The organism is Microbacterium sp. C-MGS6 (assembly GCF_058140415.1).
Genome location: NZ_JBYLRT010000002.1, coordinates 1 through 25,972, shown reverse-complemented (window position 1 = coordinate 25,972; position 25,972 = coordinate 1). Strand labels below are relative to the sequence as shown.

At 67.5% G+C, this 25,972-nt stretch carries 31 protein-coding genes and 1 pseudogene; 12 read left to right on the top strand and 20 right to left on the bottom strand.

The annotated features are described in order from the left end of the window. Positions 1-452 precede the first annotated feature (452 nt). Together istA and istB are read left to right on the top strand one after the other, a co-directional pair. Positions 453-1,781 carry an IS21 family transposase gene (istA, locus tag AC3B5L_RS17350; RefSeq protein ID WP_490096451.1) on the top strand — a complete coding sequence of 443 codons (1,329 nt, stop codon included), beginning with the start codon at positions 453-455 and terminating at the stop codon, positions 1,779-1,781. Beyond that, entirely contained in the window at positions 1,778-2,584 is an 807-nt protein-coding gene (istB, locus tag AC3B5L_RS17345; RefSeq protein WP_490096450.1) for an IS21-like element helper ATPase IstB, read from the top strand. Before istA ends, istB begins: the two co-directional genes overlap by 4 nt. A 417-nt stretch (positions 2,585-3,001) precedes the next feature. Here istB and AC3B5L_RS17340 read toward each other — a convergent pair whose 3' ends face one another. After that, a complete protein-coding gene (locus AC3B5L_RS17340; RefSeq protein ID WP_490096449.1) occupies positions 3,002-3,742 on the bottom strand; it encodes a TetR/AcrR family transcriptional regulator C-terminal domain-containing protein in 741 nt (246 codons plus the stop codon). Positions 3,743-3,857: 115 nt separating this feature from the next. Here AC3B5L_RS17340 and AC3B5L_RS17335 point away from each other — a divergent pair, with 115 nt between their 5' ends. The 5 genes and pseudogenes from AC3B5L_RS17335 (at position 3,858) to AC3B5L_RS17315 (ending at position 9,351) form a co-directional block, all read left to right on the top strand. Continuing rightward, a complete protein-coding gene (locus tag AC3B5L_RS17335) occupies positions 3,858-5,594 on the top strand; it encodes a DUF2306 domain-containing protein (protein WP_490096448.1) in 1,737 nt (578 codons plus the stop codon). Positions 5,595-5,612: 18 nt separating this feature from the next. Beyond that, positions 5,613-5,792, top strand: a pseudogene (locus tag AC3B5L_RS17330) (Y-family DNA polymerase); the annotation flags it as partial. A gap of 160 nt (positions 5,793-5,952) precedes the next feature. Continuing rightward, on the top strand, positions 5,953-7,071 hold the full coding sequence (locus tag AC3B5L_RS17325; protein ID WP_259981722.1) for a tyrosine-type recombinase/integrase: 1,119 nt from the start codon (positions 5,953-5,955) through the stop codon (positions 7,069-7,071). Further along, complete coding sequence (locus tag AC3B5L_RS17320; RefSeq protein ID WP_058631822.1) at positions 7,061-7,396, top strand: helix-turn-helix domain-containing protein; 336 nt, start codon at positions 7,061-7,063, stop codon at positions 7,394-7,396. The genes AC3B5L_RS17325 and AC3B5L_RS17320 overlap by 11 nt, the downstream gene beginning before the upstream one ends. A 683-nt stretch (positions 7,397-8,079) precedes the next feature. Beyond that, entirely contained in the window at positions 8,080-9,351 is a 1,272-nt protein-coding gene (locus tag AC3B5L_RS17315; RefSeq protein ID WP_490096447.1) for a hypothetical protein, read from the top strand. Here AC3B5L_RS17315 and AC3B5L_RS17310 read toward each other — a convergent pair whose 3' ends face one another. Genes AC3B5L_RS17310 through cmtR form a run of 5 tightly spaced genes read right to left on the bottom strand, consistent with a single transcriptional unit; the run spans position 9,352 to position 13,088 of the window. Next, complete coding sequence (locus tag AC3B5L_RS17310; protein ID WP_058631820.1) at positions 9,352-9,669, bottom strand: hypothetical protein; 318 nt, start codon at positions 9,667-9,669, stop codon at positions 9,352-9,354. Between the two features lie 11 nt (positions 9,670-9,680). Further along, a complete protein-coding gene (locus AC3B5L_RS17305) occupies positions 9,681-10,211 on the bottom strand; it encodes a signal peptidase II (protein WP_036297873.1) in 531 nt (176 codons plus the stop codon). Next, positions 10,208-10,816, bottom strand: coding sequence for a cadmium resistance transporter (locus AC3B5L_RS17300; RefSeq protein ID WP_036297875.1), 609 nt, complete (start codon positions 10,814-10,816; stop codon positions 10,208-10,210). Before AC3B5L_RS17300 ends, AC3B5L_RS17305 begins: the two co-directional genes overlap by 4 nt. Beyond that, positions 10,816-12,732: a heavy metal translocating P-type ATPase gene (locus AC3B5L_RS17295; protein WP_490096446.1), complete on the bottom strand. Its 1,917-nt coding sequence runs from the start codon at positions 12,730-12,732 to the stop codon at positions 10,816-10,818. The genes AC3B5L_RS17300 and AC3B5L_RS17295 overlap by 1 nt, the downstream gene beginning before the upstream one ends. After that, positions 12,729-13,088 (bottom strand): Cd(II)/Pb(II)-sensing metalloregulatory transcriptional regulator CmtR, encoded by a 360-nt coding sequence (cmtR, locus tag AC3B5L_RS17290; protein ID WP_036297877.1) that lies wholly within the window; start codon positions 13,086-13,088, stop codon positions 12,729-12,731. Before cmtR ends, AC3B5L_RS17295 begins: the two co-directional genes overlap by 4 nt. A 43-nt stretch (positions 13,089-13,131) precedes the next feature. On the opposite strand from cmtR, the gene AC3B5L_RS17285 reads away from it, so the two are divergent. After that, entirely contained in the window at positions 13,132-14,232 is a 1,101-nt protein-coding gene (locus AC3B5L_RS17285) for a DinB/UmuC family translesion DNA polymerase (protein WP_490096445.1), read from the top strand. Between the two features lie 72 nt (positions 14,233-14,304). Here the strand turns inward: AC3B5L_RS17285 and AC3B5L_RS17280 are convergent, their stop codons facing one another. Then, positions 14,305-14,796, bottom strand: a complete 492-nt coding sequence (locus AC3B5L_RS17280; RefSeq protein ID WP_490096444.1) for a hypothetical protein — start codon at positions 14,794-14,796, stop codon at positions 14,305-14,307. Between the two features lie 401 nt (positions 14,797-15,197). Next, complete coding sequence (locus tag AC3B5L_RS17275) at positions 15,198-16,781, bottom strand: hypothetical protein (protein ID WP_490096443.1); 1,584 nt, start codon at positions 16,779-16,781, stop codon at positions 15,198-15,200. 157 nt (positions 16,782-16,938) lie between these two features. Here AC3B5L_RS17275 and AC3B5L_RS17270 point away from each other — a divergent pair, with 157 nt between their 5' ends. Genes AC3B5L_RS17270 through AC3B5L_RS17255 form a run of 4 tightly spaced genes read left to right on the top strand, consistent with a single transcriptional unit; the run spans position 16,939 to position 19,046 of the window. Next, the gene (locus AC3B5L_RS17270; RefSeq protein WP_490096442.1) at positions 16,939-17,595 is read left to right on the top strand and encodes a hypothetical protein; all 657 of its coding nucleotides are present in this window, start codon (positions 16,939-16,941) and stop codon (positions 17,593-17,595) included. Positions 17,596-17,606: 11 nt separating this feature from the next. Continuing rightward, positions 17,607-18,011, top strand: coding sequence for a hypothetical protein (locus tag AC3B5L_RS17265; RefSeq protein WP_490096441.1), 405 nt, complete (start codon positions 17,607-17,609; stop codon positions 18,009-18,011). Positions 18,012-18,048: 37 nt separating this feature from the next. Next, positions 18,049-18,513, top strand: a complete 465-nt coding sequence (locus AC3B5L_RS17260) for a hypothetical protein (protein WP_490096440.1) — start codon at positions 18,049-18,051, stop codon at positions 18,511-18,513. Between the two features lie 8 nt (positions 18,514-18,521). Then, complete coding sequence (locus AC3B5L_RS17255; RefSeq protein WP_490096439.1) at positions 18,522-19,046, top strand: hypothetical protein; 525 nt, start codon at positions 18,522-18,524, stop codon at positions 19,044-19,046. Between the two features lie 17 nt (positions 19,047-19,063). On the opposite strand, the gene AC3B5L_RS17250 is transcribed toward AC3B5L_RS17255, so the two are convergent. The 12 genes from AC3B5L_RS17250 to AC3B5L_RS17195 form a co-directional block, all read right to left on the bottom strand. Then, positions 19,064-19,591 (bottom strand): hypothetical protein, encoded by a 528-nt coding sequence (locus tag AC3B5L_RS17250; protein ID WP_490096438.1) that lies wholly within the window; start codon positions 19,589-19,591, stop codon positions 19,064-19,066. A gap of 196 nt (positions 19,592-19,787) precedes the next feature. Then, entirely contained in the window at positions 19,788-20,012 is a 225-nt protein-coding gene (locus AC3B5L_RS17245; RefSeq protein WP_490096437.1) for a hypothetical protein, read from the bottom strand. A gap of 2 nt (positions 20,013-20,014) precedes the next feature. Beyond that, positions 20,015-20,203, bottom strand: a complete 189-nt coding sequence (locus AC3B5L_RS17240) for a hypothetical protein (protein WP_490096436.1) — start codon at positions 20,201-20,203, stop codon at positions 20,015-20,017. Beyond that, positions 20,200-20,472 carry a hypothetical protein gene (locus AC3B5L_RS17235; RefSeq protein ID WP_490096435.1) on the bottom strand — a complete coding sequence of 91 codons (273 nt, stop codon included), beginning with the start codon at positions 20,470-20,472 and terminating at the stop codon, positions 20,200-20,202. Before AC3B5L_RS17235 ends, AC3B5L_RS17240 begins: the two co-directional genes overlap by 4 nt. Next, positions 20,469-20,621 carry a hypothetical protein gene (locus tag AC3B5L_RS17230; RefSeq protein ID WP_490096434.1) on the bottom strand — a complete coding sequence of 51 codons (153 nt, stop codon included), beginning with the start codon at positions 20,619-20,621 and terminating at the stop codon, positions 20,469-20,471. The genes AC3B5L_RS17235 and AC3B5L_RS17230 overlap by 4 nt, the downstream gene beginning before the upstream one ends. 178 nt (positions 20,622-20,799) lie before the next feature. Continuing rightward, complete coding sequence (gene dprA, locus AC3B5L_RS17225; RefSeq protein ID WP_490096433.1) at positions 20,800-21,723, bottom strand: DNA-processing protein DprA; 924 nt, start codon at positions 21,721-21,723, stop codon at positions 20,800-20,802. 168 nt (positions 21,724-21,891) lie between these two features. Continuing rightward, complete coding sequence (locus tag AC3B5L_RS17220) at positions 21,892-22,095, bottom strand: hypothetical protein (protein WP_490096432.1); 204 nt, start codon at positions 22,093-22,095, stop codon at positions 21,892-21,894. Beyond that, positions 22,092-22,442, bottom strand: coding sequence for a hypothetical protein (locus AC3B5L_RS17215; protein ID WP_490096431.1), 351 nt, complete (start codon positions 22,440-22,442; stop codon positions 22,092-22,094). Before AC3B5L_RS17215 ends, AC3B5L_RS17220 begins: the two co-directional genes overlap by 4 nt. A gap of 54 nt (positions 22,443-22,496) precedes the next feature. Further along, on the bottom strand, positions 22,497-23,504 hold the full coding sequence (locus AC3B5L_RS17210) for a DUF4192 family protein (RefSeq protein WP_490096430.1): 1,008 nt from the start codon (positions 23,502-23,504) through the stop codon (positions 22,497-22,499). A gap of 167 nt (positions 23,505-23,671) precedes the next feature. Continuing rightward, positions 23,672-24,232, bottom strand: coding sequence for a hypothetical protein (locus AC3B5L_RS17205; RefSeq protein ID WP_490096429.1), 561 nt, complete (start codon positions 24,230-24,232; stop codon positions 23,672-23,674). A gap of 70 nt (positions 24,233-24,302) precedes the next feature. Then, the gene (locus AC3B5L_RS17200; RefSeq protein ID WP_490096428.1) at positions 24,303-24,788 is read right to left on the bottom strand and encodes a hypothetical protein; all 486 of its coding nucleotides are present in this window, start codon (positions 24,786-24,788) and stop codon (positions 24,303-24,305) included. A gap of 149 nt (positions 24,789-24,937) precedes the next feature. Continuing rightward, entirely contained in the window at positions 24,938-25,567 is a 630-nt protein-coding gene (locus tag AC3B5L_RS17195; protein ID WP_490096427.1) for a hypothetical protein, read from the bottom strand. Between the last annotated feature and the right edge of the window lie 405 nt (positions 25,568-25,972).

Sequence of the window (25,972 nt, the reverse complement as noted above, 5' to 3'; positions counted from 1 at the left end):
CGCGAACTCACAGGCGCAGCCGACGAGCGAAGCTCCTGACGCAGAAGTCCCATCCAATCAAGGCCCCCCTCCTGGCGCCGCCGAAGCGGCTGCTGAGGATGCTCAGGACCACCCGACGTCGTCCATCGCGCGAGCTCTCAACGACACCGAAGCCACCCCCGGCGACCACTGACTTACCATTTCGGTTTATGGAGACTCAGAATGATTGACCGTCTCGCGCATACGACGACAGACAAGTGCCAGTTCGTCCGGTAGAACTATGACTCCTCGTCTACGTCGGCTGGGCCACGACGGATGTACTCGTTTCGCGGTGATGACGGCGCTCACTGAAACTCCCCACTTCTGCTCACTGAAATTCCCCACCCTGGGTCGCTCCGTCTCATGAGGCGGGCCTCCCTCGATGCTGGTGGTCTCTGACCACACACCAGCTTCCGAGGGAGGCCCTGTTCCTCATGCTTTCAGAGAGGAGCAGCGTGGACATCCACGCTCTGAAACGGCAGGGGATGACGATCAGTGAGATCGCTCGTCGCACCGGCCATGACCGCAAGACCATCCGTTCATACCTGAACGGTGACCGTGTCCCCGGGGTTCGCCGCAAGAGCGACCCGGACGCGTTCGCACCGTTCGTCCACTACGTTCGTGAGCGTTTCGTCGACGACCCGCACCTCTGGGTCGCGACGTTGTTGGACGAGTTGCGTCCGCTCGGGTTCGCGGGGTCCTATCCGACGTTGAGCAGACAGATCCGTGACCGCGGCCTTCGGCCGCCGTGTCTGGAATGCGCGCACGTCACGAAGCGACCGAACGCGATCATCGAGCACCCTCCCGGAGAAGAGACGCAGTTCGACTGGCTCGAGTTGCCTGACCCGCCGGCGGGATGGGCGTTCCCGACGAAGAGAGCGTTCCTGTTGGTCGGATCCCTCGCCCACTCCGGGGTCTGGCGGGCGGTGTTGTCTCCATCGATGGATCTACCGCATCTGCTGGCGGCGATGACCACACTGGTCGCCCTGCTTGGCGGGGTGAGCAAGGTCTGGCGGTTCGACCGGATGCGCACCGTCCTCCGCGCCGGCAGCGACGATCTCACTCCCATGTTCGCGGCGTTCGCGAAACACTACGCCGTCCAGGTCGTCGCTTGCCGTCCCCGCAGCGGCAACCGGAAGGGCGTGGTCGAGAAGAACAACCACACCGCCGCGCAACGCTGGTGGCGCACCCTCGCCGACGAGGTGACGTTGGAACAGGCCCAAGCCAGCGTCAACGCATTCGCGAAAGGGCAAGACGGTCGGGCGCGGGAGAGCGAGACCGGGACGACGACAGCGGCGGCGATGTTCGCGGCAGAGCGACTACGCCCGCTGCCACTGGCGGTGTTCCCCGTGGTGATCACCGAGGAGCGCACCGCGACCCGGCAGGCCCTCATCGATTGGCGCGGCAACCGTTACAGCGTCCCACCGGAGCTGGCCGCGGCGAAGGTGACCGTTCAGCAACGCCTCGGCGCCCCCACGATCGATGTCGTCACCGCCGCCGGCGCGGTCGTTGCTCGACACCAGGTCGCGGAGCCCGGTCTCGGCGTCACGATCCGCGACACCGGGCACGTCACCGCCCTGGACGCGATCGCGATGGCATCGGCACCGCCGGGACGTCCGCACCGCCGGAAGGAACGCATCCCGCCTGGACCCGCCGCTCTCCGCGCCGCGCAGGCGCTCACCGGCACTGAACAGCCCGTCTCGACCGTGATCGATCTGGCCGCTTACGAGCGGGCCGCGAAGAACAGGAACACCCTCCGATGACCACCTCCACGAAAACGGCAGCGAGCACCTACCAGCAGCTCCGCAACCACCTCACCGATCTGAAACTCGCCGACGCCGCCGATGCCCTCCCGAAGGTCCTTGATCAGGCCCACGCCGAGGGCTGGACCCTCACGACGGCGCTGGAGCGGCTGCTGCAGATCGAGGTGACCGCGACGGACGCGCGGCGTCTCGCGGGCAGGTTCCGGTTCGCGAACCTTCCCACCGGACAAACTCTCGACGACTTCGACCTCGACGCCGCCAGCGGCATCGACCACAGCTTGCTTGCCGAGCTCGCCACCTGCCGCTACCTCGAAACCGCCACCAACGTCCTCCTCATCGGACCGCCCGGCGTTGGAAAGAGCCACATCGCAACCGGCCTCGGACACGCGGCCGTCACCGCCGGCTACCGCGTCTACTTCACTTCCGCCGCCGACCTCGCCGCCCGCTGCCACCGCGCCGCGATCGAGGGCAAGTGGGCGACGATGATGCGGTTCTTCGCCGGACCCACCCTGCTCATCATCGACGAACTCGGCTACCTGCCCCTGCCCGGAGAAGCCGCCTCAGCCCTATTCCAAGTCATCAACCAGCGCTACCTGAAAACCTCGATCGTTCTCACCACCAACCGACCCGTCGGCGCCTGGGGCGAGATCCTCGGCGACACCACCGTCGCCGCCGCGATGCTCGACCGACTCCTGCACCGCTCCGTCGTCGTCACCCTCGACGGAGCGTCCTACCGGCTCCGCAACCACCACGCCGCAGCCGACGAACTTCGCCGCGCAACCACCGGCACTAACCTGCGCTAGCGTTACCCCGCGACCTGGGGAACTTCGATGAGCAACTCTGGGGAGATCCGCCGAGCGCCATCAGTGAAAGACGTTGGGTGCTGAAATGACGGATCTGACTCAACCTGTCGACCTCTCGTTAAGGGGGACGTCGCTTGGCTTACGTTGAATCGCCCGGACGAAGCCATCGCAATTAATCTCGAGACGGCAGAGGCGCTTCTCCGCCATGTCGGACTGATCTCAGCGGCGGCGTCACGGGTAGTCGTCATCAGCGGTACCGGCGGCCACTTGGGGGCACGGGACTCGAGGTCCGCGTCACCGACGATGAGAGACATCATCCCGGTCGCCTGCACCACCAATGAAACGCACTGCTCACACCCCCCAGCAACCCCGCCGAGAGCCCGTCGGGAATACCTCCGACGCCGAGGCTGATTCCGGCTAGCGGCTGGCGTTCCGGACTCCCGCGACAGCTGCGGAGTTCCAGCCCCGCACGTGTAGGCGCTCGAATCCATCGAGCATCAGATCAAGCGTGAACGCGAACTCGAACTCGTCGTCACAGCCGTAGCCGACGATCGAGTCCGTGTGGGCAGCACTCGACGCCATAAGCACGAGGTTCGGGTAGTCCTGAGCCATCTGCTGCAGGGTGCCCGCCCGCTGCTCTGAAGAGACATCCCTCGCGGTCGTCTTCGCCTGCATAGGTGCTCGGGATTGGTCGAACAACTCTTGCGTGAAGCCCCAGACGCGCCCACCGATCGCATGCATCACGTGGTGGGTGAGATCAGGCGAGAACCCCCCTGCCAGAAAGGTGCCGGCGATGGACTCCAGGTAGCTCAGCACGGGCGGGGTCATGATCGTGCGGGACTCGATGACCTGACGCGCCCACACGTGCCGCTGGAGCGCATGTCGGGCGGACATCACGCGATGCCGCACGGTCGTCTTCCAGTCAGCCCCCTCGAGCTGCGGCTCGATCTCGCCGACGATCAGCTCGACCATGCCGTCGAACAGCTCTTCCTTGTCTCTGACGTGCTTGTACAAAGCCATCGGCGTGACCTGGAGCTCGTGCGCGAGTCGACGCATGCTCAGGGCGTCGATGCCGATCGCATCGGCCAGGGCAACGGCGGTACGCAGGACGAGCGCGCGATCGAGACGCGCACGGGGTTTCGGTTCGGCCTGGGCCATTCGCCACCTCATCGCCGGTGAATTCGGGGTTTCGGTGTTGACAAGCGTACACCGTACACCTAGAGTTCAATAGGTATACAACGTACACCCCGAGCTATTGCAGGAGACGACAGCCATGGTGATCACCACACCCGCCCCGCCAGTCGGCCCGCGCGCACGTACCTCCCGTCGGCAGTGGCTCGTGCCCGTCTGGCTGATCATGTTGAGCCTCGTTCCGATGCTCGCGGGCGTCTTGCGCCTGACCGAACTGACGGGAGGAGGAACGGTCACCGAAAGCAACGCGCGGTTCTTCGGGTCGCCTGCGCCGGTCGTGATCCACATCGTCGGCTCAACGGTGTTCTGCCTACTCGGTGCGTTTCAGTTCGTGCCGGCGCTTCGCGGCAGACGTCGCTGGCACCGCCTCGCGGGCTTCGCGCTCATTCCAATGGGGCTGGCCTCGGCGCTGTCGGGAATGTGGATGGCGGTCGCCTATGATCTTCCCGCTTACGACGGCGTCGCGCTGATCTTCGTGCGGCTGTTCTTCGGCGCGTTCATGGCCGCCAGCATCCTGATCGCAATTCGAGCGATCGTACGCCGTGACTTCGCCGGGCATGGCGCATGGATGACGCGGGCCTACGCCCTCGCCCTCGCCGCCGGCACCCAGGCCGTGCTGCTGACAACGATGGGTGTCGCGTTCGACACGACCGATCAGCTCGTGCGCGTCGTCGGCATGGGTGGCGCGTGGATCATCAACCTCGGCATCGCGGAGATCGTCATCCGGCTGCGCCGAGGACGTGGGCACCGGCGCGGCGCAGCCGTTCCGACGACGATGCGGGCCGCGGTGTATCGCCGATTCGGGGGTTCCGGCGTCGTCAACGTCGAGTCCATCGAGGCACCCACCCCGGCCGCGGGCGAATTGCTCATCAGAGTGCACGCCAGCACGGTCAGCGCCGCCGACCACCGCGCACGCAGTCGCGACATACCTGCCGGACTCCGGATGCTGGCCGGGCTCACCCTCGGCTTCCATCGGCCTCGCCGCCCCGTTCTCGGCATGGACCTCGCGGGTGTCGTCGAGGCCGTCGGCACCGGTGTCACCAGTTTCGGCGTGGGCGACGAGGTGGTCGGGATGCGCGGCTCCGCCTACGGCGGGCACGCCGAGTACACCGTCATGCGCGCCGATGGTCCGGTCGCGCGGATGCCAAGAAACATGAGCTTCGATCAAGCAGTGACCCTGGTATTCGGCGGCATCACCGCGCGCGGCTTCTTGAACCAGGTCGAGATCGCGGCGGGCACCACGGTGCTCGTCAACGGCGCGTCCGGCGCGGTCGGAACGGCGGCCATCCAACTGGCAACGCACTTGGGCGCCGAGGTGACCGCGGTCACGAGCGGACGGAATCGTGAGCTCGTCAACGAACTCGGTGCCGACCACGTGATCGACTACACGATGGAGGACTTCTGGTCATCGGGCCGCAGGTACGACGTCATCGTCGACTGCGTCGGCAACCTACCGTTCGCGCAGCTCAAGGCGACCGTCGAACCCGGCGGCGCGGTGCTCCACGTCATCTCGGACTTCGCCGCCGTGTTCTTCTCGCCGGTGCGGAGCCGTGCAGCCGACACGCTGTTCACCGCGGCGGTCGGGCCCTACCGCGCCGATGACCTGCGGTACCTGGTCGAACTCGCCGAGGCCGGCCGATATCGCGCGGTGATCGACCGCACTTATGATCTCGCCGACATCACGAAAGCGCACCGCTACGTCGACACCGGCCGAAAACGCGGCAACGTCGTCATCCGCATCACCGCAAGCGGTGCTAGAAAATGTCACGACAAAGACGCCACGGTCGCGCCACGAGCGCCTGTCCGAGGTGACATTTAGTGTCACCTCGCCGCGTTCCCGACAGTCGTCTTGTCGAACAACGACGGCATGATCGTCGCCTCGAGCAAGGAGGCGAAAGCGCTGGGGCTCGATCTCGGCCGGCCCTGGTTCGAGCTGCGTCCGCAGGCGGCCCGCCTGAATCTGGCTGCGCGGTCGAGCAACTACGAGCTCTATGGCGATATGTCTCGCCGCGTGATGAACCCTCGCATGTTGCAGTGAATGCAACTGTCCGTGCTTGCAATCGATACCTATTCGGCTCCTTCGGTGTCGAAGTGTTCCGACCATAACAGCGTGATCTCGCGGATGCGGAGATCTGGGTTGACACAGTGATGCACTGTCCCATACTTTGTTGCATCTAATGCAAGATTTTGAGGCTTCTCCAGCGGCGCTTCGGCTGATCACGTCAGCATCGAACGTCGCACTGGCGAACCCGGAAGCGCAGGTTTTCAGTGCGATGATCGATGGTTGGCGGAACCAGCAGCTGTCGCGCGGGCTCCGTGAGCAGACGATCCGGAACCGGACGGCGACGGTGACACGGTTCCGTGATTTCGTGGACAAACCGCCTTGGAGGTGGACTGTCGCGGATGTGGATGAGTTCACTGCTCAGTCTGGCGGTCGCACTCGGACGTTGTCGACGATGCGCGCCAACCATGGGTCTATCCGTGGGTTCTGTGACTACCTCACGAACCCGTTGTACGACTGGATGGAGATCTGCGATCGCGAGTTTGGGGAGGTCCCTTCGCAGGTGTGCCTGCCGTGGAACACGGTGGCGCACCGGTTCGAGTTCGAAGGCGATGGGAAGCGTCGCCCGTTCACGTACGACGAGATCGAGCGCCTGTTCGATACGGCCGACGCCCGCGTCGAGCTGCTCGTGAGTTCCGGGCGAAAGGGTGCGCTCGGCGCGTTGCGGGATGCCCAGTTGCTGAAGACGGTCTACGCGTTCGGTCTGCGCCGCACTGAGGCGGTGATGCTCGATACCGTCGATTTGCACCACAACGCGAAGATGCGCCAGTGGGGCCGCTACGGCGCGGTCCACGTGCGATGGGCGAAGGCGGCGGGCGGTGGCGCGCCACGACGTCGCACGGTGCTGCTGGTGCCGGAATTCGACTGGTGGGTCCCCGGCATGCAGCAATGGCTCGAGCAGGCCCGGGCCCGTTTCGCGCCCGGAGACGACCTCGACGCGCTCTGGGTGACCGAGCGCCGCACGCGTCTGTCTGCTGGGTATCTCGATCGGAGGTTCGCAGAGTTGCGTGATGAAGCCGGCCTGTCGAAGGACCTGACGTTGCACAGCCTCCGGCACTCCTATGTCACGCACCTTCTGGAGTTCGGGTACGCCGATCGATTCGTCCAAGAGCAGGTCGGGCATATGCATGCCTCGACGACCTCGATCTACGCCTCCGTCAGCTCGGACTACAAGAACCGTGTGCTCGCCGAAGCGCTGAAGGCCCTCATCGAAGGAGAAGCTGATGACCGTTGAGCTCGACACCGGCTGGAATCTGCGCAGCGTGATGGCGTCGCGCGGGATCTTCCAGACCTCCAAACTGAAACCCCTACTCGAAGAGCGCGGCATCGACCTGTCCCGGGAGCAGGTGTATCGGCTGGTGACTCAGCCGCCCCAGCGGGTGCGTCTCGACGTGTTGGCGGCGTTGTGCGATGCGCTGGAGTGCTCGCTCGACGATCTCGTGACGATCACTCGCCGGGAGGCCTCGACCCCGGTGGCGGTGGGTGAGGAGGCGACACGGGGGGCGATCGGTGATCTCCGTCCTGTTCGCGCGGCGATCCGTCGGCCGCGTACGAAGTAGCCGCGGTGGCCAAGCCTCCGCAGCTGCCGCGAGTCGCTGAAGTCGTCGCTCTCGTCCGCCCTCTCGTTCCCGAGATCTCTCCCGAGCGACTCACTGAGATCGTGCATACGGTCGCGCCAGTACCCCTCACGCAGCGGCTTCTTGAGCTCGCGCTGATCAAGCAGCCCGGAGTCCTGGAGGGGCAGCATGCGAACGTGCCAGCGACCGTTCAGAATCTGGCCCATGCGCTGGTCAAAGAAGGGGCGAGCCGGGTGGTGTTGCCGACGTGTGAGTCCTGCGGACGCGCGGTGAGAATGCCCCACAAGACGCCGGGCGGTGGTCGGCACTGCTCCCGATGCGAGCGGAAGGCCCGGTCCGTCTCCTGCGCGTCCTGTGGCCGGGTCCGGCCCGTGCAGCGCACCATCGACGGACAGCGTTTCTGCCGTGACTGTTGGCGAGCCGACCCTCGATCGTTCGGCGACTGCTCGCGGTGCGGTCAGCACGCGACCATCATCGTCCGTCGCCCGGAACTCGTCTGCCTGGCCTGCTACACCGCACCGATCAAGACCTGTGGTCTTTGCGGAGAACCTGGCCGCGTCGCCTCGCACCTCGACGGACGACGAGTATGCGCGCGCTGCTACTACGCGATGCGCAGACCCCAACCTTGTCCCGAGTGCGCGCGCAGAGTGTTCCTCACCGGGTTCATGAATGGCCAGAAGGTCTGCGCCGACTGCGCGGGCACTCCGATCACGATGGCCTGCCCTGGATGCGGCTCGATCGAGGAAATCCGCAAACATCACCTCTGCGTCGAGTGCCGCCGGCCCGTCGCGATCCAACAGCTGCTCGCCGACGATGCGGGAGAGATCCGTGAGGATCTCCACCCGCTTGCTGACTATCTGCTCACGCACCATGGCAAAGCGGCGTCGCTCGAACGCTGGCTGCACAAGAGCAAGTGCGCGATGGTGCTCCGCGAGCTCGCGGACGGGACCCTGCCGCTCACCGCCGAGGCGATCATCACCCGAGCCCGGTCGGGACAGTCGGTCGCGTTCCTCCTCTCACTGCTGGTCCGTTCCGGCGTGCTGCCGGAGCTCGACGTCGAGGGCACGCGCTTCGACCACTGGCTCAACGACTGGCTCGGTGGCATCGACCATCCCGAGGACCGGCTGATCCTGCGCCGCTACTGCACCTGGGAGCTCCTCCGATCCACTCGGACACTGCGCAGCGCGTCCAGCCCTGCTTCCGGCTTCCAGAGGCAGAGGGCTGCACTGAAGTACTGCGCCGCGTTCCTCGGGGAGATCCGGGCGCAGCAGGAGACACTGGCGACGTTCCCGCAGCGCCTACTCGACGCGTATCTGACCGATTCGCCTAGCCAACGCGACGCGCTGGCACCGTTCACTCGCTGGCTGCGAAAACACCGGCTGAGCACCCTTCGGGGCGAGTTTCGAGCCCATCGCCTCGAGGGGCGAGACTACGCCTCTGATCACCGATGGCAGATGGCCCGCAGGTTCCTGTCCGATGCCGACATGGACCCGAAGACCCGGGCCGCGGGTCTCCTCGTGCTGCTCTACGGGATCCAGCTGACCCGCATCGTCACGATCACCCGGGCACAGGTCGACACGAGCTCGCGGCCCGTGACGCTCACCGTCGGGGCCGAGCCGATCGAGGTCCCCGCGATCCTCGGCGACGCCATCGTCGAGCTCGTCGATGCCACAAAGGGCCATCCTGAAGGGTGGTTGTTCCCCGGCCGGAACCCGGGCCGTCACCTCACCCCGGGGCCGCTCAGCCGTCGCCTTCGCGCCGAAGGCCTGCTTGCCGGGAGCGCCCGCACGACAGCGCTCATCGAGCTCACCCGGCAACTGCATCCCCGGATCGTCTCGGATCTCCTCGGCATCACGACGGCATCCGCTGCCTCATGGTCGCGTCTCGCCGGTGGCGAGTGGTCCGATTACCCGGCTCTCCGCTCCACCCACCCCTGATCAAGCATCACCCGTCAGAGCCGGGCCGGAAATCGCTTCGCGCAGTTGCTCGACGGTCGGAGAGCCTCCCAGCCCGGCAGGGGTACGGAACACCCGGCAGGCGAGCCCGACCGGCGTGTGCTCGTCGGCGAAGGGATCGACGCCGTCGACGAGGACGGTCGGTGACCCGTGGAATCCGAGGCGCTCGGCGTCCTCGGCGGTCTCGACCAACTGTCGTGTGACGCGGATATCTGATCGACCGTCGAGCAGCTCAGCAAGCCGGCGGTCGAGTACTTCCCAGTTCGGGCAGCCGTCGAAGTACTGCAGGGTGATCTCCATGGTTGGCCCTCTCAGTTCTCGGTGCCGCGGAGCATCAGGAGCGCTCCGGCAATCGTAGCGGTGACGATCACGATGTCGGCGAGGTTCCCGATGAACCAGTTGCCGTAGGCGAGGAAGTCGACGACGTGCCCCCGGGCGAATCCTGGTTGGCGGAACAGCCGGTCGCCGGCGTGCGAAGCAGCGGCCCCGCCGAGCGCACCGATCACGATCGCCCACCCGGGGCGTCGGACCCGGAACGCGAACACGATCGCGGTGGCCGTGGCCGCGACGGCGATGAGAGCGAACACCCAGGTGAAGCTCTCCCCGAAGGAGAACGCCGCGCCGGGGTTGTACGCGAGCTGCAGGCCCAACAGGTCGCCGATCAGCGGGATGCGCTCGTGCTCCGACAGGGTGGCCTCGGCCCACACTTTCGTTCCCTGATCGATCACGACGACGACCACGGCGATCAGAAGCGCCCAGGCAGTGAGCCGCCAGCGTCCTCTCTGCGGACGCTCTCCCGACGCCGATGCCGACTCAACGTCGGTATTCGTGTCCGGGGTCATGCGAGGGCCTCGAAGAGACGGACGATAACGCCGGATTCAATGAGGATGAACAGGCCCAGGCCGATGAACACGACGGGGACGAGCCAGTGCTCGACACGTTCGAGCGTTTCGGTGACGGCCTTGTGGGTGCCGATCAGTCGCCCGGCAGCGCACCAGACGGCGACGAGGATCAGGAACACGACGATCATGACCGCGACGTCGCCGGGCGAGCTGGTGCGGAAGATCGGCGTGTAGAGGGAGATGTTGTCGGCCCCGTTGGCGATCGTGATCCCGGCGACCCCCCATAGTCCGACCGCGGTGATCTTGGAGTCGTCATCATCGTCGTCGCCGTTACGGCGCAGGCCGCGAATGAGCGTCCAGATGCCGATGCCGAGCGGGATCAGACCCAGGAAGCCGACCCATTCGTCCGGGACGATCGTGAGACCGAGCGCGGCGATCACGCTGATCACGACGAGTGTGATGAACCCGAGGTACTGGCCTGCGACGATCTGCCACGGTCGCGGCTTTCCCCGGCTGGAGGCGAGGAACAGCACGGTGAGCACGACGATGTCGTCGATGTTGGTCGCCGCGAACAGGCCGATCGCCGACCCGATGGTTGCGAGCATCAGCTTTCCATTCGTGGTGTGCGGGTGCGTGCGGCGCGCAGGCCGTTGAGGATCACGATGACCTCCGCGACCTCGTGGACCAGGACGACAGCCGCGAGCCCCAGGACCCCGAAGAGCGCGAGCGGGAGCAGTGCGGTGATGATCAGCAGGGACAGGATGATGTTCTGGTTGATGATCCGCCGGCCCCGCCGCGCGTGATCGAACGCCCGCGGGATGAGCCGCAGATCATGACCCGTGAAGGCCACGTCCGCAGACTCGATCGCCGCATCGGAGCCGGTCGCTCCCATCGCGATGCCGATGTCCGCGGACGCCAGGGCCGGGGCGTCGTTGATGCCGTCACCGATCATCGCGACCGATCCCGCCTTCGACAACTCGCCGATCGCGGTCGCCTTGTCCTCAGGGCGCAGCTCCGCGCGCACATCAGCGATCCCGGCCTGCGCAGCCAGCGCACGAGCGGTGCGGGCGTTGTCCCCGGTGAGCATCGTCATGCCGACGCCCTGATCCGCAAGCGTGCGGACCACCTCGGGGACTTCCGGACGCAGCTCGTCGCGGACGCCGATCGCCGCGACCGGTGCCTCGTCGCGGTGCACGATCACGACAGTCATGCCCTGCTCCTCAAGCCCTGCAACCCGGTCGCCGAGCTCGCCGGCGTCGAGCCAGCGGGGGCTGCCGACCGTGATACGAGCGCCATCGACGGTGCCGTCGATGCCGTGCCCGGCCTGCTCGGTCACATCCGCGGCCACGGGAACACCCGGGGCTGCAGCGGTGATCGCCGCCGCAAGGGGATGCGTGCTGTGCTGCTCCAGAGCCGCCGCCCAAGCCAGCGCCTGCTCCTCGGCAATGCCGTTCGCAGTGAGGACCGCGGTGACCGCGGGCTCGTTACGGGTCAGGGTGCCGGTCTTGTCGACCGCGACGTGCCGGACCGTGCCGAAGCGCTCGAAGACCGCGCCGGACTTGATGATCACGCCGAACTTGCTCGCCGCGCCGATCGCGGCAACGACCGTCAACGGCACCGAGATCGCCAGCGCGCACGGAGAGGCCGCTACCAGCACGACGAGCGCACGAGTGATCCATACCTCCGGGTCGCCCAGCAGTGACCCAATGATCGCGACGAGCGCTGCGAGAATCAGCACACCGGGTACGAGCGGGCGGGCGATCCGGTCCGCGAGACGCGCACGCTCGCCCTTCTCCGTCTGCGCTTTCTCGACCAACTCCACGATCGTCGTAAGCGAGTTATCGGTACCGGCCGCGGTCGCCTCGACCTCCAGCACGCCGGAGCTGTTAATCGCGCCGGCCGACACCGCGTCCCCGGGCTCGACCTCGACGGGGATCGACTCCCCGGTGATCGCCGAGGTGTCCAGGCTTGAGCGGCCAGAGCGGACGATCCCGTCGGTTGCGATCCGTTCGCCCGGGCGGACCACCATGACCTGGCCGACCGTCAACTCCCTCGCCGGCACCTGCGCAGAGACGCCGCTCTGCAGCACGGTCGCCGTCTCCGGCACGAGCTTCAGCAGCGCCCGCAGGCCGCCACGGGCACGGTCCATCGCCTTGTCCTCAAGCGCCTCAGCAATCGAGTACAAGAACGCCAGAGCAGCGGCCTCCTCCACATAGCCGAGGATGACCGCGCCGATCGCGCTGATCGTCATCAGCAGCCCGATCCCGAGCTTGCCCTTGAACAGCTTCCGAATCGCGCCAGGAGTGAACGTCGACGCGCCCAGCAGCAGGCCGATCCAGAACAGTACGAGCGCCGGGATCTCGAGCCCGGACCATTCAAGGATCAGACCAGCCAGGAACGCGACACCGGAGAAGACCGGCACCATGATCCCACGGTCCCTCCACCAGGGCCGCACAACCTCTTCGGTCTCATCCTCCGCCGCAGTGGCAGGCTCGTGCTCGCAGCTACACGCCGCGCTCACGCGTCCGCCCCTGTACCGCAGCAGCCCGGCACCGTGCACGACGAGTCCACACACGGCGCGTGCTCATCGACCGCCAGCGTCACATCCACGAGCGCGACCAGCGCAGCCGCAAGATGCGGGTCAGCGATCTCGTAGCGCGTCTGGCGACCCTCAGGCTCGGCGACCACGATCCCGCAGTCACGCAGGCACGTCAGGTGGTTCGAGACGTTCGAGCGGGTCAGCTCCAGCTCGCGCGAGAGCACGGCCGGATAGCTCGGGGCGTTCAGCAGAGTCATCAAGATCCGGGAGCGCGTCGGGTCCGCCATGGCCCGGCCGAGCCGGTTCATGACGTCGAGGCGCGAAGCAATAGTCAGCATGTACTGAACTATACAGCAAGCGCTGATCAATCATTGGTGATCAGTGCCCCACCATTCATTGGGAGAAGAGTCGGAAGCCGCTGAATACGCAACTCAGCAACAATCGGCGCTACCAGTAGAGATCCTCGCCCGGTTCACCCCCGATCTGCAGGTCTATTCGATCGACGAGGCTTTCCTCGAGGTGAGTCCGCGGATTGCGCGTGACCTTGAGGCGATGACCGCGCTCGGCCACGAGATCAAAGACACGCTGCGCAGGCTTGTCGGCGTGCCCGTCTGCGTCGGGATCGCGCCGACGCGGACGTTGGCCAAGCTCAGCAACCGCGCCGCGAAACGGGTGAACGCCTTCGGCGGAGTGTGCGTGTGGCCAGCGACCCGCCCTGAATGGCGGGAAGCGCTCCTGCAGCGTCTGCCCGTCTCGGAGGTGTGGGGGATCGCCTCGCGCCTCGAGCGGCGCCTCGCCAGCATCGGGATCACGACGATCGCGGATCTCGCGGCTGCGGACCCTGTGCTCGTCCGCAAGACCTTCAACGTCACGCTCATGCGTACGGCGCTCGAACTGCGTGGCGTTCCGGCGATCACCGCCGAGGAAGATCGCACCGGCAAGAAGGATCAGCTGATCGTGTCCCGGAGCTTCTCGGAGAAGATCACCACCAGAGACGGCATGCGCCAGGCGCTCAGCATCTACGCGCAGCAGGCATCGACCCGCCTGGTCCGGCACAACCAGGTGGCCAAGATCCTCACGGCGTTCGCGGGGACGGCGTACTCGTCCGAGCAGACCCGGTTCCCCTCGCAGATGGTCCGGCTCCCTTTCCCCACCGCGGATCCCGTCGAGCTCACACGAGCCGCCCATCAGCTGCTGCCGCAGATAGACGAGGGTGTGCGCTGGGCGCGGGCCGGCATCATGCTCACCGATCTCCGGCCGGCCGAAGTGATCCAGCCGCTCGAGCTGTTCCGGCACCCGCACGAGGATGCGGGCATCGCCACCTTGATCGACAAGGTCCAGAAGAAGGCCGGCGGCCGCGAGATCATCGGGCTCGGCTGGGGAGGAATGCGCCCCGGCCCGAACTGGCAGATGCGGCGGGGCATGCTCTCCAAGAGGGCCACCACGCACTGGGATGAGCTCATCGTCGCGCACGCCCGCTGAACGCGGACGAGGGCGCCCCCGGGAGATCCCAGGAGCGCCCTCTGCGCAATCCGTGAAGGGGTGGGTTGCGGGTTATGCAGCGGTGGTCGTGCGCCGGCGCCGCGGCGGATTCGCCTCGATCCACGCCTGGACCGCGGCCTTCAACCGCAGAGGCCCCTGCGCCGTCTCGATGACCGCCGGCGGGAACGTGGGATTACTGCCCCACAGGCGCGCAGCCTGGCGGCTCACGCCGGCCATGTCGGCGATCTCGGAGTATCCGACGACGTCGGGATAGAGCGGCTGCAGCAACTCGTGCTCGACCGCCGCCTCGCTCTTGATCTCCACCCCGGTGAGCTCCGCGGGGCCGATCGTGTCGTGGGCGGCGGCGAGCACGAGCTCGCAAGCCAGGGACGCCGCTTCAGCCGGCGTCGGTGCGTCCACCGTGAGCGTGACCGTACCCGAGAGGAGATCGCGCGCGACCCCTCCGATCGCGGCGTGCTCGAGGAGACGCTCGATCAGATCGAACGCGCCCTCCTCGGTCTGCGGTGTGGGCACGGCGTAGCTGACGCGGGCCTGCCAAGCCATGTTCTTCCTTTCCTCGTTCTGTCGTTGTTGTCGTCGACAAGGTCTGTGAGGCGATCGGCTGAGATGTTAGGTTGAGGGGGAACCGCCCCTTCCAAAGTTTGGTTCCCCCGCAACTCGATCCCCTTCACTGGATCACTCGCGGAACCCTCTTCTCCGCAGTTCGCTCATCAGGTTGTTCCACGCTCGGTGGTCTGAGGGCGTTCCGTGGATCGTGACTCCCGAAAGCTGCTTGTCGGGTGGGTAAGCGATCCATCCGCTTCGCACGGGTGCGATTCGCCACCCCGCCTGCTCCAGCTTCTTCAGAAGGTTCTTGATGTCCTTCTTGATGCCGATCTCCTCTCTTTACTTGTCACTGACAAGTGTAGCACAGAAATTGTCAGCGACAAGTAAAGAGTTTTCGGTCAGTCCTGCAGAAGGTGGAGGAAGTCGGGCCACGCGAGGGTCTGGGGGCGTGTGGTGGTGGTTGCGCGGAGCAGCTGCTCGAGCGGCGCCGGTGTCCTCACTGGATCCAGCCCGAGCGCCCGGCGCGTGAGGGGGATCAGCCCGAGGAGCGCCTGCTCGCTCGGCATCGGGCTCAGCCGGCCATCCGCTGACGCCGTCCAGCACACGGGCTGATTGCTCCGGCTGTCGCGGGTGAGGAGCACCTCAATCGCATCTTCCCGCCATGCCGCCCGCAAGTCGTCGACGTGCTCGCTCGTGTATCCGTTCCAACCCAGCCAGGTGAGGTGCTGCGCCGTCCATGCGAAGACGTGCTGATCCACTAGCCGCACATCGGGGAAGGCGCCGCCGGCGTTGGCGATCGCCTCACGCTGCAGCCGCTGCAGACGCGCGGTGCGCAGCTGCTCGACGGTCGCCTCGGGGCCGGCGCTGCGGGCAGCCTCGAACCGGTCGGACCACGGGGAGGAAAGGTGGGTGAGCTCGATCGTGTGGGGGCCGGAGTACTTCCAGTCGCCGAAGTACGACAGCAGGGTGTCGGCGACGTAGCCGGGGGCGTCGAGAGTGCTGACGACATCGTCGACGGCAGGGATGAATGAGACCTCGAGCTTCGTGTCCTGCGGCTCGGGCAGTGTGAGCTCTGCCGCCCACTCGCCGCCGTCGGGGAGCGAGGAAGGGGCGAACAGCTGCTCGTTGCGCATCGAGTTCAGCACGGTCCACCAGACGCTGAGATAGCTGTTCGCGAGCTCGGCATCCTCGGCGATGTCGGTCATCCGCAGCGCGTACTGGGCGGCGGTCCAGCGGGCCTGCCACGCGGCCGGGATGGTCACCGTCACCGGCCGGCCTGGCGCCCAAGCTGCCACCGCGCTGGCGGAGTTGGTGCCCTTCGGCCACACTGGCACCGCCGGCCATCCGAGACAGCGGGCAACGTCCCTGTAGGGCGCGTGATACGACGGCTCCGAGGGGGAGGGTGTCAACACGGGAACGCGCCAGAGATCCGCGTGCTCCTCGACCACAGGCATCACCACCGCCGGCGGGCACTCCGCGTCGCGGGGAAGGCCTGAGCCCTGCTTGAACGACTCGAAGAGGGCGGGAAGCGCCATGCGGATGCTCCCCGTGGTGGACGGCCACAGCGGCGTGAGTACGAGGAGCAACTCGTCGACGTCGAACGCCGCGGCCTCGAACAGCTGCACCCACGCTTCGACGCGATCGCCTCCGTCATTGATGCTGACGACCTGCTCTGGCACGCCGTACGGGCGATACCGCGGGGCGCCGTCGGGACGCGGGAGCAACGGGGGGATCGGGGTGCGCATTGAGCGGCCGTGGTGCATGCCGTACTCGAGAACACGCCGAAGTGGCCAGCGCCCGCCTCTGACGCCCTTCTCGAGTCGCGGAGGCCCGAGCAGGGGATCCGGGGTCTCTCGTGTGCCGGAGATCTGCCGGAAGCGTGGCCCGGACAGACCGAGGATTGCGGCCGCTTCAGCGGCGTTCACCTGGGCGTCGTGCAGGTAGTCGTCAGGAGCGAATCGGAGCGATCGGGAGGAGGCCATGCGCAACCCTAACATTTCGACGCCTGAAATGTTCGACAGATTTACACCTAAGGGCGTGTCCGATCTTCGGCCTCTACGACACCCACGACAGATAGCAGATACCGACGAAGGGAATGGCAATGGCGAACAGAATGATGCTCGACGTCGAGGTGCGATCGTGAGCGAGGCGGCCCGGGTCTCGGTCTCGGAGTCGTTCGTCGATGTGTGGGACCCCTCAGAGGTACCGCACCTGGAGATCACCGGGCAGCACGGGAGTGGGAAGAGCGAAGCTGTCCAGCGGATCGCGGCCCAGGCGATGGGTGACGGTGCCGAGGTTCGGCTGATCCTCGACGTGGCGTTGGCGCCCACGTCGCTTTGGGTTGCTACCAGCCCTGAGGAGGCGCTCGGTGCGATCGAGAGCACTCTGCGTGATCTCAACTGGCGGCTGGCTGAGCTCGAGGAAGAGCGACTGACCGGCGCGAAGGCGCCGGCGGTCCAGCCGATCGTGCTCCTCGTCGACGGATTCACTGCGCTCATGGAGCGACCGACTTCGAACCCGACTGTGCCGGCACGGATCCGCGAGTACCTCGGCGACCTGCTCGCCTTGGGCGGCAACGTTGACATCCACGTCGTGCTGACGGGCATCTCGCCGAGCTTCACTCGCCACGGCCACCGCGACGGCATCGGCCAGGTCGTGCTCGGACCGATCAGCCCCGCCACCAGGGTGCAGCTCTCCTCCGGCGACTACCTGGTGGCAGAGCTCCCGATCCGGCCGATCGGGTCTGGGTGGTACTTCCGCTCCGGCGGGCACATGCCGCAGCCAGTGGGTTTCTGAGGAAGGACGCTATGAGTCCCGAGCAGCTCTCCCGCTGGGGGCGGTCCGTCAACTCCTGTGCGGACCGCCTCCAGCGCTTCAACAACGCCCGCGGCCAGCTGATCGCTGGCTTTGGTGGTGCGATAGGTCTGGGGTTCTCGCTCATGGCCGGCACCTTCGTCTTCTGGGCGTTCCTTTCGCTCGCTTTCCTTCTTCTCGTGATCGTGCTGTGGATCGTGCAGCAGCGGGACCTGCGTCGCGTCACAGCGGGAAGGTGGGCCGCTCTCGCAATCGCGCCCTTCTTCAACCAGATCGCGTTCGTGTCGATCGAGATCTACATGCTCATCGCTGTCGGCACCCTCCTGGGTATGTTGCTGCCGGCGGTCCTCCGCGGAGCCGGTTGGGTCCTGCTCACCGCCGGGGATGTCGCGCCGTAGCCAGGCGTCGTAGGGGCAGACCTGGGAGGCTGGAGGCATGTCGATGCTCGCCGCCCACCCCGTTCAGCAGGAACAGGACTACGTCTCGCCGTTCGATGGCCGCACTCCCGGCTTCCGATCGCACTGGTGGGTCGACTCGTTCCTGCACGTCCGAGACTCCCGTCATCGGGCGTACTCCTTTACCGATGAGACCGGCGCCGAGGCTGCCCGTGCCCTGCTGCGCACGCGGGCAGGGTTCACCGACCTCGAGGGCGCCGGCATCTCGCTACCCTCGAGCGCGGTGGCGGTGGACCGCATCGAGGTCCGCACGGATCTGCTCTACCCGCGCCGCGGCGTCGGTACCAGAGTGATCCGGATGCTCGAGGCCCTGCATCCGGACGAGACCCTGTATGCCTTCTCCGAGGGCGCCGATGACTTCTGGCGGTCGACCGGATGGGAGTTCGCACCTCGAGTAGACGGAGACACCAGCTACCGGCCGCTGTTCGTCCTGCACCGGGACTAGTGCCGGCCATGACAGGTGACCAGTTCCTTGCAGCGTTCGTCCCGCAGCTGCTCGCGACGATCGCAGGTGGCGCGATCGGCGTCCTCGGCGTCTGGCTGGCCTTCTGGTGGCAGCAGGGTGCATCCTCCCGCGATGCCGTCGACCGGGCCGTCGAGAATCTGCTGCTGAGGATCGGCGAGTACGTCGCAGACATGGACGCCTACCGCCGCGACTTCGACATGGTGAACTGGGCCGCCGGCGGCCGACCCCAGCGGCAGATGCCGCATGCCGCCGTGGTATCGATCGCTGTCGAGCTCGTGCGCATGCGCACCAAAGGCGCCGAGCGTGCGATCGCCGACGAGATCGGGAACGCCTGGAGTCTGGTCGCCGGCGCAGATCTCGATAAGCGCGGGACAGCATGTGCGTTCCTCGCCGAATCGATCACCCTGTGGCGCAGCGGCGCGCCGGCGGCTGCGGTCACCGATCGTCTCGAGACGGCACGGCAGCTTTCCATCGCCGACGGCGAGCTCGAGGTCACTCCCGACGAGAGCTGACGCTCGTTCGGCCGTGCCTAGTCCGCGTCGAGCCCGCGCAGCTGCGCCGCGATCCGATCAGCAGCATCCGCCGGCGCGGCGCCGGCGTCGCGTGCGTCGCGGTACTGCGTCGACGTCGCCGCTCGCACCGCGCCCTCTCCAAGCTCGCGGGCGAGGATCCGGCGGGTCTCTGAGTACCAGGGGTGCCAGTCATCCATGCGGGGTACGTCCTGCCGCAGGTCGCGCAGCATGGCGGCCCGATCGGCATCCGTGATGACGGACAGGCCGGGATCGTCCGCGAGCGCGTCGACGACGGCGCCGAGGGTGGGAACGGGCTGCTCGAGCTCGAAGCACTCGGCCCGCAGCGCGCTCATGAAAGAGACCATGGCGGTCTGCTCGCTCCCAGGATGGATGAGCCGAGACCTCGCGATCAGATTGACCGCGGCCGCAGGGAGCACCGCCGTGCCGTGCCGCGCGATCGTCCGGGCGGCTTGCCAGCCATGGCGCTCCGCTGCGGCCCGGTTCAGCGACGAGTACTGCTCGAGCGTGAGAGTGAGCTGCGTCATGATCGGTTCCCCTCGAGGTGGATCGGTTATCGGTCTGCGTTCATCCTGCGACACCGGGGTGACAGGGAGCGGTCCCGCATGCGGCGAGCGCGGCGCGTCTCGACGCGCGTTCTGAGGGAACGGCCGCATTCGGTGAGTGGCGATGGTCGGTAGTCGGAGCATGCTCGGCGGGCGGGCTGCGGCGAGCGCGAGAGGGTCAGAGATCGTCGGACGTGTGCTGGGGGCGTTCGCGCTGCGCGCGTACGGCGACCCCGACCGCGAGGGATCGGGCTGTGACGACGCGAGGGCGGCCGACGACTTCGAAGGGCATGCGCTCCTCCCACTGGTCGGCGCGATCGCGGGAGGAGAAGGGGACGGCGACGACTTCGCCGCCGGCGAGTTCGACGAGGAGGACGACCTTGTCGTCGGTGGTGTCGGCCATGGTCAGGGGATCCTCTCGTGGGGCTGATCGGTCATGATCTCGATGTCGAAGCGGGCGGTGCCGTGCGTGCGGGACATGTGGAGGGAGAGCGCGGCGATCGCGTCGTCGAGGGTGCGGCCGACGTCGATGAGCCAGCACTGCTCGCAGAGGGTGCAGCCGAGTCCGCGGATGTCGTCGAGGGCGATCGTCATTGGTTCCTCTCCCAGATCCGGTATGCGCGGTGGAACTCGGGGCTGTCCTCGCGGCCCTGGCGGACGAGCGCGTCGAGGTAGTCGTCCAGCTCGGCCTGGGACATCTCGCGCGGGTCGGGCTGTTCTCGGCGGCGTGCGCGGGCGCTGCAGGCGCGATCGTTGGCGCACTCCCAGCCCTCGGAGCCGTACGGGACGAAGCCGCGTGTGCCGATCCGGTGGCAGCGCCGGCACTCGAGGCTCAGCCCCGGCCGCCGGTCGCCGGCGCTCACGGCGGCCCCTCACCCGCGGCGGCGAGCGCGGGGGTCTCCTCCCAGGTGCCGTCGGGGTTGAGCGGCGGCCGGCCGGCGTCCTCCCAGCGGCAGAGGGTGGCCCATTCGGGTGCGCCGGCGGGGTACTGGGTGATGAGCTTGCGGGCCATGTGCTGCGCTCCTTCCTGGTGCCGTTGCTTTGCTTTCCTGATGTATCTAAATATACGGGGTGCCACAGACATTGTCAACCCAGTTGGGCTAAGAATGTGGCGGGTTCTCGTCAGGGTTTCACGGGTGGGGGACGTTGCCCTGCGGCGGGCCGGAGCGTTCGCCCCGGCCCGCCGGGGTTCAGTCGCCGAGGAGGGCGAGGACGTCGGCCGCGCCGGTGATCGCGACGGCGCCGTGCTCCCGCAGGAGGCGGTGGCATCCGGCGGATGCTGCCGAGGTGATCGGGCCGGGGACGGCTCCCAGCGGACGGCCGAGAGCGGCGGCGTGACCGGCAGTGTTCAGCGATCCGGAGCGCCACCCGGCCTCCACGACCACGGTTGCGCGGGAGAGGGCAGCGAGGATGCGGCCCCGAGCGAGGAAGCGCCACTTGGTGGGGGCGGTGCCGATGGGGGTCTCGCTGATCAGCGCGCCACCCCGATCTGCGATGCGGCCGAACAGCTCGCTGTGCCCCACCGGGTATGCGCGATCCACGCCTCCGGCGAGCGCGGCGATGGTCGGGATGTCGGCACCGAGGGCGGCGCGGTGCGCGCTCCCGTCGATGCCGTACGCGCCGCCGGAGAGGATGGTGACGTTGTGGGTGCGGAGGTCGTCGACGATCTCGCGGGCGACGAACTCTCCGTATCCGGTGGATGCCCGAGCGCCGGTAATCGTGATCGGGGTGGATGCGGCGAGCGCGGCCGCGTTTCCGCGGACGTAGAGGGCGACGGGGCGGTGCTGGCCGAGGTCAGCGAGCGCGGGGATGGTGTCGGGGTCGATGACGGTGATGCCCGTGCGCTCGATGTCGGCGCGGTTCTGCTCGATCGTCGTGTTGCGCAGGCGCGGGAGCCAGCGGGTGAGGGCGTCGCGGGCCTCGGCTGCGCCGATGCCCGCCTCCACGAGGGCGGCGTGGCGGTCGCCGCTCGAGGTGAGTGTCTCGAAGGCGGCAATGGGGCCGAGGGCGTCGATCAGTGCTCCGGCGGTGCCGTCTCCCGGCTCGATGAAGGTGGTGATTGCGGCGCGTGCGGCGAGGATGTCGGTCGCGGTGCCTGCGGTGGTGGTGCTCATGGTCTCCTCCAATGAATGTGTAACCTGACATCACTAAATATACGGGTAGCCACGGACACTGTCAACCCAGTTGGGCTAGAAAGTTTCGGAGGGAGAAGAGGGCGACCCCACGGCGAGCGCTGTGCGCCGTCGCCGTGAGGCCGCCCCGGTGTCGGCGGCGGCAGGGTGTCAGGTGAGCCCCGCCGACAGGGAGTGCAGCTCGGGAGTGGAGTCGAGCTGGGGAGGGAGTGCGTCGAGGTAGGCGATCCTGTGCCTTCCGCCCTCGGAGTACTCGATGAACAGGCTGCCGCCCTGCGGACGGTTGTCGGTGATCGTGGCCGGATGCACAACCCCGTCTGAACCGGCGTAGGCGGCCCTGTACGCGGCGCTCACGGCTTCCCCCGTGCGGGAGGCTCACCAGGGCGGAGAGCGGCGTCACAGGCCGCGCAGAGTTCGCTGCGCGTGCCCTTCGGATCGGTGTTGTCGAGGATCGTGACGACGTAGGCGTCAGCGGTGCCGCTGCCGCACTCGGCACACACGAGCGCCCCTGCTTCCTCGGGCGAGCGCTCGCCGCGTTCGGCGCGGACGGCCCGCGCGCGCCGGAGGGTGATCTGTCCCGTCTGGATGCCCTCCCAGAGGTCGGCGGGCCAGCCGGGCGGCGTCTGCTGCGCGCTCGGGGCGGTGGTGATGTCGATGTGCCGGTGGCGGGCGATGACGGCCCGCAGGGTCGTGGTGCTCATGGCAATCCTTCCGGGGAGGGGAGCGGCGGGGGGTGCCCGCCGCTCCCGCGCCGGTCAGGGGCGGGTGAACGCCCAGTCGGGGAGCATCGAGGCACCGATCACGCGAGCCATGAGGCCCGCGAAGCTCAGCTCGGGGTCGATCTCCAAGGCCCGCTCGATGTAGCCGGATGCCTCGGAGGAGCGACCCAGCGCCCAGGCGATCCATCCGGCGCTGACGAACGCGGCCGCCGCGTGAACATCCGCCGTGTGCACGGCGAGGTGGCGGCAGACGGCCAGCGCGTTTTCGAGGCGGGCGACGTCGGGGCGCTCGCCGCGTCCGAGGAGGGTTTCGGCGACCTGTGCGTCGGCGCTCTTGCCGGTGAGCGAGTAGTCCAGCTGGGTGGCCAGGGCGTCGGCGCCGCGCTCGGCGGTGCGCGCCCACTGGATGAGGGCGACGTCGCGCAGGGCGGGGCGGACGAGCACGGCGAGCAGCTGCGCGGCGTGCTCCGAGCGCAGCTGCTCGGGCGTGGTGGTCGCGATCCGCTCGATGACCTTGAGCGGATCGAACGAGGTCACCGAGGCGTAGTCGCCGAGGCATCCGGCGATCCCGGCTGCGATGACCTCATCCCGCTCGGGGAGGGCGTGCACGGCGGTCAGCGTCGGGATGCTGGGATCGGCGTGCTCGGACGCGCTGATCCACGCGGCGGGCTGCGGCTCCTGCTCCGGGCGGAAGTAGTTCCCCCACGAGTCCCCGGTGACGTACAGCGCTTCGGGGACGGGCACGCCCGCTGCCTCGAGGCGGATCGCCAGCAGCTTCGCCACGGCGGCGGATGCTGCGGGGTCGCTGTCGGTGTAGACGATGACGATCGCGGCGGTCACGTCCGGGATGCGATCGATGTAGTCGGCCATGAGGTTGGTCTGGTCGACGTTCGGCTCTGCCGGGAGATCGAACCGCATCACGCCGTGCGTGCGGCTGCCGTTGAACGGGACGACGACGATCGACCGCTCCGGCTGGAAGCCGGCGAGGCGGGGGATCAGTGCGAGGAAGTCGGCCGGGGAGGTCGCCTTGAGAATCTGAACCATCTGAATCACTCCTTAGAATGTGTAACCTGACAGCACTAAATATACGGATATTTGAAAGGGGTGTCAAGTGGGTTTGGCTAAGAATTTTCGGCCGACGTGCGCGGCCTGAATCGGGGGTCGTCGAGTGCCGTGCGACCGGACCGGGGAGTACCCGGCCCGGTCGTGGCTCAGGCGGCGTTGAGGTAGCTGCAGGCGACCTGCTGGCCGTGGTGCCAGCCGTCGCACTCGATGCGGCCGAGCTTGCGGTCGTCGCTGCGGCAGGCGCGGCGTGCGTCGGCCTCCTCGCGGTCAACGTGGTCGGCGTGCAGCGCTTCGAGGTGGCCGAGCTTCTCGGTGAACCCGTCGTGATCGGGCAGCCCGACGGCGACCCACAGCCGCGCGCAGAGCGCGAACCCCTCGTGAGAGAGCGGCGCACGCTCCGCGGCCGCCAGGAGTCCGATGATGACCTCTACGGCGGTGCCGGGGCGGGTGTCGTCTCCGTGGGCGACCCGTTCGAGGATCTCGCGAGCGTGTGCCCGATAGACGGGCTCGACGCTCATGCGCGAGGCGGCCTCACCGCCGCTGAGCAGCGCGAACGAGTGATAGAGCGTGTCCGCCTGCTCGGGGTGGCGGCCCTGCGCCTGTGCGATCTCATCCTCGGCCCAGCTCATCCGCTCGAAGATCGGGTCGAGGTTCTGCTCGACCCTGGCGACCAGCTCGGCGGCGCTGGGGGTGATGGTGTCAGTCATCTTCTGCTCCTGTTCTCGGATGCCTCGGGGAGGGTGGGCGGGGCGTGTGCCCCGCCCACCCGAGAGGGCGCTAGGAGCGCTCGGCCTCGGTCGAATCGAAGGTGATCTCATCCCAGCCGCGTGCGCGCAGGGCTTCGATCACTTCCTCGGTGTCGAGGGCTTCCTCGGCGCTGGAGGCGGCGTCCTCGGAGGTGCGCGCCGTGCGGGTGAGGTAGACGCGGAGCGAGATCGTCACATCGAGGGTGACGTCCCACTCGCGCTCGCGGGGAACCCCGTTGAGCTCGTCAGCCAGCCGGTCGTACTCCTCGCAGAATCCGGCGTAGTCGGCGATCCGTCCGGCCTTGTCCCAGAAGGCCACGAGGCGCGGGTCGCCACCGTCGAGAATCTGCTCGGTGCGGAGCCGACGAACCTCGTTTTCGAGTTCGACCACGCGCGCCTGCGCGGCGTTCGCGGCCTGCTCGGCGCGGGCGATCTCACCCACGGCAACCCGGCGGTTGTCGGTGAGCACGATCTCCGCGACCTCGGTGGCCTCGGGGGTGGTGGTGATGTCAGTCATGATGATCCCTCCTATGGATTGTGTAACCTGACATCACTAAACGTACGGGTGGCCTCCGACATTGGGACTTGTGTCCCCCGAATGGGGGACACAAAACGTCAGAGCGGCGGGCCTCCCGAGGTGAGAAGCCCGCCGCTCTGGCCGGTCGATTACGCGCTCGCCGCGTCGGCTTCCGCCCATGCCTCGGGGTCGGCGTCGGTTGCGCGTTCGCGCACCATGGTGGCGATCTCGGGGTGTGCTGCCGCCTCGAACACCGCCGCCAGTGCCTGCGCCTCTGCGTACTGCCAGTGCTCCCAGAAGTCCTCTCCGACTCCGACCTCGGCGAGCATCTCGCCCAGCTGCTCTACGGCCTCGCGGAGGGCCGTGTGAGCCTCGGCAAGCGGCTTGCCGTCGATCACCGGCTCCAGCGGCCCCGCAGAGTCCTTCGCGGCGACCACGGCCCCGCGCTCCCACTGCTTCCGCAGGATGTTCGGGTCTTCCCCTGTCCACTCCTCCAGGGTGTAGATCGTGGCATCCGGGTAGGCGAGGGATGCCGCCTGCGCGAAGTCTGCGATGCCCGCGGTCTCCCACCTCCACGGGTACTCGATGCTCGCGATCTCCCCGTCGAAGTGCAGGCCGGTGAAAGCGCGCTCCACGTTGCCCACGGTCTCGCCGTCCCGCTCGATCTGATGCTCGGCGTCTACGTGCAAGTTCCACAGCGCGATGAGCCGAGCCGCTACCGCATCCCGATCTGTCACCGGCTTCGGAAAGTGCGCCTCGACCGAGATCCACATGTTCATGACTGCCTCCAATGGGTTGAATATGTAACCTGACAACATGTAAACTACGGATAGCCTCAGACATTCACCCCGAGCACCGCGCGCAGCGCGGGGCACACCCGGACCGGGCAGTCCGAAACCCTCCACTCAGCAGCCCTCAGAAGCCCCAGGAACGCACCGAGGGCACCAGGTGCGGGGGAGAGGGGCCACCAGGGGCCGGCTCCCCTGAGAGCAGCCCAGAAACCAGAGGGAGCGAGAGCCGGCTAGAGGGGCCGGGGGGCCTCCTCAGAGAGGGCGGAAGGGCAGGCCGGGAGCCTCGGTAGACCCCGATCCGCAACCGGCGCAGAGGTGGCGCGCAGCGCCGCCCACGAGCGCATGCGCCCGGCCTGCCGGGCGCCCCGGGTGGAGCGCGTGAGCGCTCCTACC